13 protein-coding genes are annotated in these 11,882 nt (G+C 32.0%); all 13 read right to left on the bottom strand.

The window, feature by feature from the left end; all coding sequences use genetic code 11:
• Positions 1-33 precede the first annotated feature (33 nt).
• A complete protein-coding gene (locus tag bsdtw1_RS00340; protein WP_183275622.1) occupies positions 34-1,506 on the bottom strand; it encodes a peptidoglycan D,D-transpeptidase FtsI family protein in 1,473 nt (490 codons plus the stop codon).
• A gap of 3 nt (positions 1,507-1,509) precedes the next feature.
• Positions 1,510-2,730, bottom strand: coding sequence for an FtsW/RodA/SpoVE family cell cycle protein (locus bsdtw1_RS00335; protein WP_183275621.1), 1,221 nt, complete (start codon positions 2,728-2,730; stop codon positions 1,510-1,512).
• 33 nt (positions 2,731-2,763) lie between these two features.
• The gene (locus bsdtw1_RS00330) at positions 2,764-3,204 is read right to left on the bottom strand and encodes an FHA domain-containing protein (RefSeq protein ID WP_183275620.1); all 441 of its coding nucleotides are present in this window, start codon (positions 3,202-3,204) and stop codon (positions 2,764-2,766) included.
• A gap of 689 nt (positions 3,205-3,893) precedes the next feature.
• On the bottom strand, positions 3,894-4,220 hold the full coding sequence (gene hisE, locus bsdtw1_RS00325) for a phosphoribosyl-ATP diphosphatase (RefSeq protein WP_183275619.1): 327 nt from the start codon (positions 4,218-4,220) through the stop codon (positions 3,894-3,896).
• 135 nt (positions 4,221-4,355) lie between these two features.
• Positions 4,356-4,661: a phosphoribosyl-AMP cyclohydrolase gene (hisI, locus tag bsdtw1_RS00320; RefSeq protein WP_183275618.1), complete on the bottom strand. Its 306-nt coding sequence runs from the start codon at positions 4,659-4,661 to the stop codon at positions 4,356-4,358.
• Between the two features lie 28 nt (positions 4,662-4,689).
• Positions 4,690-5,451 (bottom strand): imidazole glycerol phosphate synthase subunit HisF, encoded by a 762-nt coding sequence (hisF, locus tag bsdtw1_RS00315; RefSeq protein WP_183275617.1) that lies wholly within the window; start codon positions 5,449-5,451, stop codon positions 4,690-4,692.
• A gap of 63 nt (positions 5,452-5,514) precedes the next feature.
• The gene (gene hisA / locus bsdtw1_RS00310) at positions 5,515-6,234 is read right to left on the bottom strand and encodes a 1-(5-phosphoribosyl)-5-[(5-phosphoribosylamino)methylideneamino]imidazole-4-carboxamide isomerase (protein ID WP_183275616.1); all 720 of its coding nucleotides are present in this window, start codon (positions 6,232-6,234) and stop codon (positions 5,515-5,517) included.
• Positions 6,231-6,833 carry an imidazole glycerol phosphate synthase subunit HisH gene (gene hisH / locus bsdtw1_RS00305; RefSeq protein WP_183275615.1) on the bottom strand — a complete coding sequence of 201 codons (603 nt, stop codon included), beginning with the start codon at positions 6,831-6,833 and terminating at the stop codon, positions 6,231-6,233. Before hisH ends, hisA begins: the two co-directional genes overlap by 4 nt.
• A 126-nt stretch (positions 6,834-6,959) precedes the next feature.
• Complete coding sequence (gene hisB / locus bsdtw1_RS00300) at positions 6,960-7,547, bottom strand: imidazoleglycerol-phosphate dehydratase HisB (RefSeq protein ID WP_183275614.1); 588 nt, start codon at positions 7,545-7,547, stop codon at positions 6,960-6,962.
• Position 7,548: 1 nt separating this feature from the next.
• Positions 7,549-8,613 carry a histidinol-phosphate transaminase gene (gene hisC / locus bsdtw1_RS00295; protein ID WP_183275613.1) on the bottom strand — a complete coding sequence of 355 codons (1,065 nt, stop codon included), beginning with the start codon at positions 8,611-8,613 and terminating at the stop codon, positions 7,549-7,551.
• Positions 8,606-9,895 carry a histidinol dehydrogenase gene (gene hisD / locus bsdtw1_RS00290; RefSeq protein ID WP_183275612.1) on the bottom strand — a complete coding sequence of 430 codons (1,290 nt, stop codon included), beginning with the start codon at positions 9,893-9,895 and terminating at the stop codon, positions 8,606-8,608. Before hisD ends, hisC begins: the two co-directional genes overlap by 8 nt.
• On the bottom strand, positions 9,888-10,544 hold the full coding sequence (gene hisG / locus bsdtw1_RS00285) for an ATP phosphoribosyltransferase (protein WP_183275611.1): 657 nt from the start codon (positions 10,542-10,544) through the stop codon (positions 9,888-9,890). The genes hisD and hisG overlap by 8 nt, the downstream gene beginning before the upstream one ends.
• Positions 10,531-11,781, bottom strand: a complete 1,251-nt coding sequence (gene hisZ, locus bsdtw1_RS00280; RefSeq protein WP_183275610.1) for an ATP phosphoribosyltransferase regulatory subunit — start codon at positions 11,779-11,781, stop codon at positions 10,531-10,533. The genes hisG and hisZ overlap by 14 nt, the downstream gene beginning before the upstream one ends.
• Positions 11,782-11,882: the final 101 nt, after the last annotated feature.

Below are 11,882 nucleotides of genomic sequence, written 5' to 3'. Positions count from 1 at the left end.
ATTATTGTTTACCTAAAACCTTATTTGCTTCTTTTATTTATTTAATGCAGCCTTCATTATAGAACCTGCTGCTTGTGCTGCTTTTACACCACCAGCACCGCCACCTTCTATAATTACAGCAACTGCTACTTGTGGGTTATCAGCTGGCGCAAACCCTATAAACCATGAATGCGGAACACCATCCTGCCCATTTGATAACTGATAATCTGCTGTTCCGGTTTTTCCTGCTGCTCCAGTTCCTCCAAAAGCAGTCTTCCAGCTAGGATCCCTAGGCATTCTCTCATCAACTAGGTACTTCATATAACTTTTTATGGTGTTTGATGTATCTTGAGAAATAACATTTCTAGCAACCTTAGGGGAAGTCTTACTTATAAGTTCTCCGTCTTTATTTATAACCTCGTTAACCAATTGTGGTTCCATCATTATTCCATTGTTCGCTATAGTACTTGCCACAAGTGCCATTTGCATAGGCGTAGCTAAGATACTACTTTGACCGATACCTGATTGAGCTATGCTTCCCTTTTCATTACTTTTTAAAGAAGGGAATCTGCTATCCTCTAAAGCAATACCATTTGTTGGAATATCATTGTTAAAACCAAATTTTTCTGCCATTGTTTTTAACTTATCATTTCCTAATTCTAGCGCTAAATTACCAAATACGAAATTTGAAGAAACCGCTAAAGCCTGCTTCAAGCTCAATGTACCATACACATGGCCATCCAGATTACTTAAAGATTCCTTAGAATTAAAAACTATCTTACCAGTATCATTAAAAGTTCTATTAGTTACCCCTGGTAAATTATCAATAGCTGCAGCTAAGGTCACAATCTTAAAAGTTGATCCTGGGGGATACATCCCCATGACAGCTCTATTTATAAGTGGTGAATCCTCATACTTTCCTGCATTTGCTTGCTTCATAACCTCATCCAAGTTATTTGGATCATATGATGGCTTTGAAACCATGGCCAACACTTCTCCTGTCTTAGGATTTAGAACTACTACTGCACCTTTGTTATCACCAATTGCATCGAAAGCAGCTCTTTGTGTTTTATCATCTAAAGTAGTAACTATACTGTTTCCAACTTTATTTTCCACATTATTTCTGTTATTAAAAGCTGCAACAACATTTAAAGATTTTAGAAAAGTTTTAAGTGTAACGCTTTGATAATTGGTAAGTTGTTGATCATACTTACTTTCTAAACCTGTTATACCATACTTAGGATTTACATATCCTAATACTTGTGAGTATAACTGTCCACCCTTATATTCTCTATTCTGAGTGAGTAAATCATTTTTAGATGAAGCTGTTAAAGGGTTCTTATTTCTATCATATATAGTACCTCTAAGAACTTCATTTCTTTTAGCCCATAATCTCTGGTTTTGTGGTTTAGCGGCAATTTCACTAGATTTAAATAATTGAAAATATGCAATATATGAAATTAGGGCTAAGATCAAAACCAGATAAACAACCAATACTTTTTTTATACTGTTTGATAAATCTTTCATCTTTTAGCCCTCCTCTGAAATCTTTTGAAGTATCCCTAGTGCAAAAAACATAGTCATCATCGATGTTCCACCATAACTAACTAATGGTAAAGTAATTCCTGTAAGAGGTATTACTGCGAAAACTCCACCTATTATAACTAACACCTGCATTACTATCATAGCACTAAATCCTACTGCATTTAACTGGGAAAATTTATCATCAGTGCTAAGTGCAGCTCTCATGCCCCTATAGAATAGTAAGAAATAAAGTAACATAATTCCTATACCAAAAATAATTCCAAATTCTTCACATATAACTGCAAAGATAAAATCTGATTCTTTTACCGGTACAAAACCCGGATATCCTTGTCCAAGCCCAGACCCAAAAAAACCTCCAGAAGATATTGAAAATAACCCTTGAACTATTTGATAGCTTTGATCATTTGCATACTTCCAGATATCTTTCCATATTATAACCCTCTTTCGCACATGAGAAAAAAGATTATAGCTGGCCACTGCACCTGCTGAAAATAATAATAAACATGTTATAACATATTTCAATTTATCTGTTGCTATAAAAAGCATTGTAACTGATATCCCAAAGAATATTAAGGCTGATCCTAAGTCTTTTTGAAGTACCATGCAACCTATGACAGCCATTACAACTGCGGCAGGCTCTACAAGCTGCTTAAAATCTTGAATTATATTCTTTTTATCCTCATAGTTAGATAAAGCTGCAGATAGGTATAATACAAAAAATATTTTTCCTATTTCAGAAGGCTGGAAACCAAAGCCTCCAAACTTAACCCAGTTTTTAGCTCCATAAACTTCAGTACCTATAAAAAGTGCCATTGGCATAAATACAGCTGTTATTCCAAGATATATGTATTTATACTTAGTGAAACTTCTTAAGTCTGGCAGTATAACAACTATCAATATATAAGCAGTAATTCCTACTATAAACCAGATTAACTGCTTTACTGCAAATTGAGGATTTATTCTATATAGCATAGCTATACCTATAAAAGATAGGATAGCCGAAAAAATCAGTAAAAATTTATCTCCATCTGGAAAAAATCTTCTTATTATAAAATGCGCATAAGCAATTAAGATTATTACTATACCACCCATTACTAGCGCACCTATATCAATAGGATTCTTTAACAATGCCAAATCCACAAATAGCGCTATACATAAAAGATATGATATCAATAATAATCTCTTTTCATATTTTATTGAACTCATTTGACCACCTCAAGCCTAAAAACTTTATTTTCTTTAGTCGATAACTCTAAAAATAGTACTGCCGAATCTTATTTCATCTTCAACCTTTAGCCTTACTCTTCCACTTATCTTCTTGTCATTAACAAAGGTTCCATTTGTACTATTTAAATCCTCTAAAATAAATTCATCATTTCTTAAATATAACTTTGCATGATGCCCTGATACAAATTGATCATTTAAGACTATTGAATTATCTTCTCTTCTTCCTAATGTTATGCTATCCATCACTGGTATAACTGAACCTGGCTTAAGTTGGTGATTATCTAAAGCTTTTATAACTTCAATCCCATGGGTCTTCTTTGATGTCGAAGTTCTTCTCTTTCCACCAGTTTTAACATCCTTGTACATTATTTTTAGTGCGTAGTATATAATTACATAAAGTATTATTATAAATATAGCCCCAAAAACTGCACTCATTATCTTTTTAAAATCCATATTTTCACCTCAAACCTTATTACCCAAGATTATCCTATCTTTTATTCTCTTCTTTCTCCATATTGATTATACAATAAATTATAATTTAAATCATGACAAATTATGATTCATACGTTTTCACTGATAAATTTTATATTTTCTTAAGATTTTATACTTATATTTCCACCCCTTAAATTAACTTACACATAAATCTTTAAATATAATTCTCACAATAAATTTTTATCCTTTTTGTTTAATAAAGTCCTATAAATTTAGTGTTTTTACTGTATAATATACTTGTAACACATTATATTGATGCCTTTTATTAAAAAAATTACTGAAGCGAATTTCTTCAGTAATTTTTTTTTGCGCATCTGCCTTTCCGAATGCATATGAGGAAAATCTGGCAGGCGAATATATTTCTTTATCTTACTGTACTATTTAAAAAGATATTTTAAAATCTTGAACTCTCTAGTTTTAGTCACATTTGACATCTTACACTTACCTTTACAGTAAGATATTACTGAAGCGAATTTCTTCAGTATTTTTTTTTACGCATCTGCATCTTTTATTCTTTAACTTATATTATGTTTTAAGTTTGTTACTCATGCTTATCTTTATATATATCTGAAATATAATTTCATAACGAATAGGAAATAGCTGATAAAAATCTTATCAGCTATTTATTAATGCTATCATTTAAATTTGTATTATAAGATTTCAATATCTTTTCTTTCACCTTTTAAATTTCCTATCTTTTGGCTTCTTTTATTCAACTCTTGATATACTTCATCAACTTCAATCCCCATATCAGCCATTAAAACTAAAGTATGATATAGCAAATCGCATATTTCACTTATTCCATTTTCTTTGCTATCATTTTTACCTTCGATTATTACTTCAGTACACTCTTCTCCAACTTTTTTTAGTATCTTATCTCTTCCTTTGGAAAATAAATAATTTGTATATGATCCTTCCATAGGATTTTCTTTTCTGAACTTTATGACTTCGTAAAGTTGCTTTAATTCATCTTCCATACCTAATTCAGCCCTCCTTTATTTAAACATAAGCCTTACCTGAAACACCGCCACATACTTTGTATTATCAGTATTATAGAACTATACCTTCATTACTTTTTATAATGTTACACACCAAATATTCACTAAGACAGTTTATAAAAGTTTTCTATAAAAACAGGTTTTTTCTCCAGTATGACAAGCAGCTCCTTTTTGTTCAACCTTGATTAATAAAGTATCTTCATCACAATCAATATATATATCCTTCACTATTTGAAAGTGTCCTGAAGTTTCGCCTTTGTTCCAAAGTTTGTTTCTAGACCTGCTAAAGAACCAAGTAGTTTTTGTTTCTAATGTTTTCTTATAAGATTCTTCATTCATATATGCAAGCATTAATACTTCACCATTAGACGCGTCTACAATAATTGCTGGTACTAAGCCCTTTTCAAAATTAGGTTCCATTGTAACTCCTCCAAATAGCTTACTTTATCTATATTCTAACTTCTATTTCATTTTCTCTTAAATACTTTTTAACCTCACTTATCGCTGCTTCTTTATAGTGAAATATTGAAGCGGCTAACGCAGCATCAGAATTTGTATTTTTAAAAACATCTCTTATATGCGACATATTTCCACAACCTCCAGATGCTATTACAGGTATATTGACAGTACTGCAAATAGTATTTAAAAAGTCTATATCATATCCATTTTTTGTACCATCTGCATCCATACTTGTCAAAAGTATTTCCCCAGCGCCTCTTTTAGCTACTTCTTTAGCAAAGGTTACGGCATCAATACCTGTATCTATTCTTCCGCCATTTATAAATACATTCCATCCACTGCCATCTTCTCGCATCTTTCCATCTATAGCAACAACGATGCACTGCTCACCAAAAAGTTCTGCACCATCAGAAATTAGCTTAGGATTTTTTATAGCAGCAGAATTAATTGAAGTCTTATCAGCACCAGCTCTAAGTATTGCCTTAATATCTTCAATTGTACTTATTCCTCCTCCTACTGTTAAAGGAATGAACACTTCATTTGCAGTTCTTTCAACTACATCTAACATTGTTTTTCTACCTTCATGACTAGCAGTTATATCAAGGAAGACTAATTCATCTGCACCTTCATCATTATAAAATTTAGCTATTTCAACAGGATCGCCTACATCTTTTAATCCAACGAAATTTATTCCCTTAACCACTCTTCCCATCTTTACATCTAAACATGGTATTATTCTCTTCGTTATCAATATCCCAGCCCCTTTCTACGTAAAATCTAGGTACTGTTAAGTACCATGTTGACATCACAAAACCTAATTTTTTGAAAGCGCTATAGCCTCTTTTAAGTCAAGATTTCCTGAGTAAATAGCTTTTCCTGTTATAGCTCCATAAATCCCCAATTTCTTTAGTTCACTTATATGTCCTAAATCTTTTATTCCTCCAGAAGCTATTATATTGGCATTAGCTACATTTTCTTTTAATGCTTTCAGCATATCTATATTTGGGCCTTCTAGAGTTCCATCTTTTGAAATATCAGTAACTATAAATGTTTTTACACCGATGTTTTCTAACTCCTTAGCAAAATCTATATAGTTTTTTTCTGTTACTTCAACCCAGCCCTTAATTGCAACTTTCTCATTAGCAGCATCAATTCCTACTGCTATCTTTTCCCCGTATTTATCAACAGCTGATTTTAATAATTTACTATCGTTAATCGCTGAAGTTCCTAGTATAACTCTTTTAACCCCTATTGAAATCAAATTATCAATAGCTTCAATGGATCTTATTCCGCCACCTACCTCTATAGGTATACTTACACTTTTTACAACCTCTTCTATTATTGATAGATTTACTTGATTACCACTAAAAGCTCCATTAAGATCAACAATATGGATAAATTCTGCACCTTTGTTTTCAAAGGACTTTGCTACCTCTACTGGATTCTCTGCAACTACATGAGTTGTATCTTCCTCACCTTTATAAAGCCTTACGCACTTTCCATCTTTCAAATCTATAGCAGGTATTACTATCACTTTATCAGCCCCTTCAAGTTCTTCAATATATTAAGCCCCACATCTCCACTCTTTTCAGGGTGAAATTGAAATCCTATTACATTATCTTTTGAAACTACTGCTGGAACATCCACTTCATATTCAGCATAAGCATTTACATTTTCTTTACCTGTCTGTGCATAGTAAGAGTGAACAAAGTAAACATAGCTACCTTCATCTATTCCTTTTAAGGTATCACTTGGAACATTGAACTTAAGTCTATTCCATCCCATATGAGGAACCTTTTCTTTTATCTCAAACTTTTTCACCTGTCCATCTATAAAACCCAATCCTTCGGTATACTGAACTTCATCACTAGATTGAAAAAGCAACTGCATCCCAAGACATATCCCTATAAGAGGTTTTCCTTCTTTCACTTCTTCCTTTAAAAGTTCATCCAATTCTCTTTCTCTAAGATTTTTCATTGCAGCTGGAAAAGCTCCTACACCTGGAAGTATTATTCCACTGCTAGATTTTATCTCATCCTTATTACTAGTTATCTTTGACTCTATACCTAAACTCCAAAGAGCCTTTTCAACACTTCTTAAATTTCCAATTCCGTAATCTATTATTGAAATCATATCTTCACCTCATTTTATCTATGGATGAACCACTTCATAATTCAACTTATATTTTCAAACTCTCCTCTCAGAACCCAGAGGAGTTTTGAAAATAGATTTGGGATTGAAGTGTTTCATCTTTATGAACTACAATACACCCTTTGTGGACATAACACCTTTTATCTTTTCATCATAAGAGGTTGCTTCTCTAAGCGCTCTTCCAAAGGCTTTAAATAGTGCTTCAATCATATGGTGATTATTCTTTCCGTATAACACCTTACAATGCAAGGTTATTCCACAATTCGTTGCTACAGCTCTAAAGAATTCCTCTGTCAGTTCCACATCAAAATTACCTAAAGTCTTACTTGTATCTATTGGAGCATCAAAAACCAAGTAATCTCTGCCACTTAAGTCTAAGGATACCAATGCTAAGGCTTCATCCATAGGAACATAGGATGTTCCATATCTTTTAATGCCAGATTTATCCCCTAGTGCTTCTTTAAGTGCCATTCCAAGTGTTATACCAACATCTTCTACAGTATGATGTCCATCTATATAAAGGTCTCCCTTTGCTTTTATCTTCATATCCATAAGAGAATGTCTACACATCAAAGTGAGCATATGATCGAAAAACCCTATTTCTGTGTCCACCTCATATTTACCTTCTCCATCGATTGTCAAACTAACCTCTATATCTGTTTCACCAGTTTTTCTTTTTATATCTGACTTTCTCATATTATCTATCCCCTAGAAATTTATTTATCGCCTCAAGTAGAAGTCTGTTCTCATCTCTATTTCCAACAGTTATCCTTATGCAATTTTCTAGTCTTCCTTTTCCGAAAAACCTTACTGAAACCCCATTATTTTTAAGATATTCATAAAGTTCTTTCGCCTCATAAATTTCGATTAAAATAAAGTTAGTACCACTAGGATAAAGCTTAAAGTTTATTCTCTCAGATAAACTTAACAAACTTATTTGCAATGAAGATTTTTCTCTTAGAATTCTTGATATATTATCTTCTATTACCTGTTTATTTTCGTATATCAAAGCGCCTATTTCTTGTGTGATAGAATTTACATTGTAAGGTGGTTTTACCTTGTATAATTCCATTAATAAAGTTGAGTTAGTTATTAAAAATCCTAACCTTAATGCTGCTAACCCTATCTTCGATGCGGTTCTGAGTATTATTAAGTTGTCATAATTGTCTATCTCATCTATGACTGTATTTCCGTAAAATTCAAAGTAAGCTTCATCTATAACAACTATAGAATTCACTGATTTTATAAGTTTTAATATATCTTCTTTTTTAACAATTCCACCTGTTGGATTATTTGGTACTGAAACAAACACAACCTTAGGTTTCTCATAGTTTATAAAATCAATAAAATCATCAATATCTAAAGTAAAATCTTCCTTCAGATCATATTCAAGAACCTCGGCTCCATGCAAAACTCCATAAATCTTATACATTGAAAAATCTGGATTTAACTTAACTATTTTATCTCCACTATTTACGAAAGTGTTGCAAATTATTGATATGAGCTCATCAGATCCATTACCTATCATTATCTTTTCTTTATCCGTCCCTGAGTAGCTTCCATAAATTTTTCTTAACTTTTCTCCAGTTGGATCAGGATATCTATTTATCTCTATATCTTTGATTACACTAATTATTTCATCTTCTAGTTGCTTTTCTATATTTATAAAACTTTCATTCGCATTTAAAATTACTTTGCAGTTATTTACTTCTGCTTCATAGGGTTTAAAATCGCTTAAATCTTTTCTAAACAAACTATTCATTCTCAACCCTCACTTTTATGGAATTTCCATGAGCATCTAAACCTTCTGCCTTAGCTAAAATCATTATATCTTCACTTAATTCTCTAAGGGCATCTTCTGTATAATATATATAACTAGATTTTTTTATAAAGTCATCTACAGATAAAGGTGAAAAAAATCTTGCTGTACCATTTGTAGGTAGCACGTGATTTGGACCAGCCATATAGTCACCTAGAGGTTCCGGGCTATATTGCCCTAGGAATATTGAGCCTGCATTTTTAACTTTCCCAAGGTATGCTATAGGATTTTCTATCATTAATTCCAGATGTTCTGGCGCGATAGTATTTGCCATATCTATAGCTTCTTCTAATGATTTAACAACTAATATTCCCCCATAATTCTTAAGCGAAGCCTCTATAATTTCTTTTCTATTTAGATTCTGAATTTGTATATTTATTTGTTTATTAACTTCCTCTGCTAAAGTTTTGCTAGTTGTTATTAGCACAGATGAAGCAAGTTTATCATGCTCCGCTTGAGACATTAAATCTGCAGCTAAAAACCTAGGATTAGCTTTTTCATCACATACTATAGTTATTTCACTAGGACCGGCTATCATATCTATATCCACCTTGCCATAGCAAACCCTCTTTGCCAAAGCAACATATATATTTCCTGGTCCTACTATTTTATCAACCTTAGGAATAGTATCTGTTCCATAAGCAAGGGCTGCTATAGCTTGAGCCCCACCCACTTTATATATTTCACTTACCCCAGCTAACTTTGCCGCTACTAATATATTAGAATCTATACTTCCATCTTTCTTTGGTGGAGTTACCATAACTATTTTCTTTACTCCAGCTAGCTTTGCTGGAATTACATTCATCAGAACTGATGATGGATAAGCCGCACTGCCACCAGGAACATATACGCCCACCTTCTCCAAAGCAGATATTTTTTGTCCCATGATTACTCCGTTTTCTTCAGTGCTTACCCATGATTGTCTTATTTGCTTTTTATGAAAGTATTCTATATTTGTTATTGCTTTTTCTAAGGCATTCTTTATATTGCTAGATACTTTGCTAAAAGCATCTTCTATTTCAACTTCATTAACTTTTAACTGTTCTAATGTCACTCCATCAAACTTTTCAGTGAAAGCTTTGATAGAAGCATCTCCTTCTTTTCTTACAGCACCTATTATGCCTTCCACTGCTTCTAAAGCATCTTTGCTATCCTCTTCACTTCTTCTTTGCATTAATTGAAGAAACAGCCCAATAGAATCATTATCTTCGTATATTTTAATCATTATTAGCTTCTCCTTCACTTGAATTCAAAAACTTTTCAATCTTATCTACTAAATCTAAAACTATATTTTTCTTCATTTTCATACTAGCTTTATTAACAATTAATCTAGCACTTATATCACAAATCTTATCAAAAATTATAAGGCCATTTTCCTTTAAGGTTGTTCCTGTCTCAACTATATCTACGATAGCGTCTGCTAACCCTAAAATTGGTGCAAGTTCTACTGAGCCTTCAATTTTTATTATCTCAACATCTTCACCTTTTTCTCTAAAGTAATCATGCGCTACCTTAGGGTATTTAGTTGCTATAACTTTTCTTTTAAAGTTAGGAATAAATCTAAAGCTTTCTAATGATGCTAATGCAAAAAAACACTTTCCTTTATTTAAGTCTATTACTTCATAAAAATCAGGTGTATTTTCAAGTATGGTATCTTTCCCCACTATACCCATATCAACTACTCCATGCTCCACGTATGTTATAACATCCTGTGCCTTTGCTAAAACAAATTCCACAGGGTAGTTATCACTTCGTAGTATAAGCTTTCTTCCCTTATTCTTGAGCTCCGTAGTGTCTATACCAATACCATCAAAAATCCCTATAGCATCCTTCTCTAGACGCCCCTTAGTAAGTGCTATTCTAATATTTTCCATTTTTAAACATCTCTCCTATAAATACTCCTGTAGGGCTTAACCTATATTCAATAACTTCATTTCTGTTAACTTTCATTATCCTTTTTATTCCTTTACCCCTACAATAATCAGCCACTTCCTCAAAACTTTCTTGTATATTAAGCTGCCAATTTACGTTACCTTTATTTAATAAATTCATTATTTTTATAGCATTAGCATAAGAGTCTTTTTCAAAAAATATTACGCCTGTCACCTCATCAGTTTTTTCGGTTTTAGTTTTTTCATATATAAGCTTTTGAATAGCATCTACATTTATAGCTAAACCTGCCGCTGCACTTTCTTCTCCAAATTCTCCAACTAAACCATCATATCTTCCACCACTTAGTATTTCTTCACCTACTTCTTTTGTATAACCTTTAAATATAGCACCTGTGTAATAATTAAAACTTTGAATCATAGCTAAATCTACTGAAACATATTCTGAATATCCTAAGGATTCTAATGTATTGTATATATAACTTAAATCTCTTAACGCATTTATGGCTTTTTCCGACTTTACAAGTTCTTGCGCTTCATCAATTACATCTTTTCCTCCAAATAGTTGAGGTAAAGCTCTTAAGATTTTATACTGATCTTCGTTTAATTTATTTTTCTTTTTATTTAAAAAGGAATATAGTGATCCTAGATTTTTATTCATTATCAAATTCTCAAGCTCACTAATCTCTTCATTATCAAAATCTATGGCTTCAAGTATTCCTTCAAAAAACTTACATTGTCCTATCTCAATCTTAAACTCTTCTATTCCTATTTCTTTTATAGTATTAATAGCAGTTATAAGTAATAGTATTTCTGCTTTGATATTTGAAATACCTATTATTTCAATTCCACATTGAGTTATTTGATTATTTTTACCATGATTATGCTCATTAGCCCTATACACATCCCCAACATAGCTAAGCATAGCAGTTCCGCTCTTAATTTTAGTAGAATAAACTCTAGCAATAGGAATTGTTAAATCCGGTCTTAAGGTAAGTATTCTTCCCTTAAAATCTATTAGCTTATATATCTTTTCATCCTCTATTGGATGATTTGAAAAATTAAAAACATCATAGAATTCTAAGGTTGGTGTTTGTACCTCGTTAAAACCAAATCTTTTAAATACTTTTCTGCTTTTCGATATTATGTCATTTTTTATTTCACACTGTTCAAATAAAAGATCTTGAGTTCCTTCAATAGCATAATTTCTCCATATATTCATTTTATAGCCCACCTTTAAATACTTCATTACTTTAACCAAGTAAAACATTAAAACTCTAAATCATTAAAATAATACTACTATAAAAATTATCCTCTGTCAAT

The organism is Clostridium fungisolvens, assembly GCF_014193895.1.
In the GTDB taxonomy this organism is placed as follows: domain Bacteria; phylum Bacillota; class Clostridia; order Clostridiales; family Clostridiaceae; genus Clostridium_AR; species Clostridium_AR fungisolvens.
Note: the sequence above shows the minus strand (reverse complement) of the source record. Positions and strands in the feature narration are given on the sequence as shown.

Bases quoted from the DNA above. Each gene is read 5' to 3' on its own strand.
- bsdtw1_RS00340 (WP_183275622.1), bottom strand. From the start codon at position 1,506: ATGAAAGATTTATCAAACAGTATAAAAAAAGTATTGGTTGTTTATCTG.
- bsdtw1_RS00335 (WP_183275621.1), bottom strand. From the start codon at position 2,730: ATGAGTTCAATAAAATATGAAAAGAGATTATTATTGATATCATATCTT.
- bsdtw1_RS00330 (WP_183275620.1), bottom strand. From the start codon at position 3,204: ATGGATTTTAAAAAGATAATGAGTGCAGTTTTTGGGGCTATATTTATA.
- hisE (WP_183275619.1), bottom strand. From the start codon at position 4,220: ATGGAAGATGAATTAAAGCAACTTTACGAAGTCATAAAGTTCAGAAAA.
- hisI (WP_183275618.1), bottom strand. From the start codon at position 4,661: ATGGAACCTAATTTTGAAAAGGGCTTAGTACCAGCAATTATTGTAGAC.
- hisH (WP_183275615.1), bottom strand. From the start codon at position 6,833: ATGATTTCAATAATAGATTACGGAATTGGAAATTTAAGAAGTGTTGAA.
- hisB (WP_183275614.1), bottom strand. From the start codon at position 7,547: ATGAGAAAGTCAGATATAAAAAGAAAAACTGGTGAAACAGATATAGAG.
- hisC (WP_183275613.1), bottom strand. From the start codon at position 8,613: ATGAATAGTTTGTTTAGAAAAGATTTAAGCGATTTTAAACCCTATGAA.
- hisD (WP_183275612.1), bottom strand. From the start codon at position 9,895: ATGATTAAAATATACGAAGATAATGATTCTATTGGGCTGTTTCTTCAA.
- hisG (WP_183275611.1), bottom strand. From the start codon at position 10,544: ATGGAAAATATTAGAATAGCACTTACTAAGGGGCGTCTAGAGAAGGAT.
- hisZ (WP_183275610.1), bottom strand. From the start codon at position 11,781: ATGAATATATGGAGAAATTATGCTATTGAAGGAACTCAAGATCTTTTA.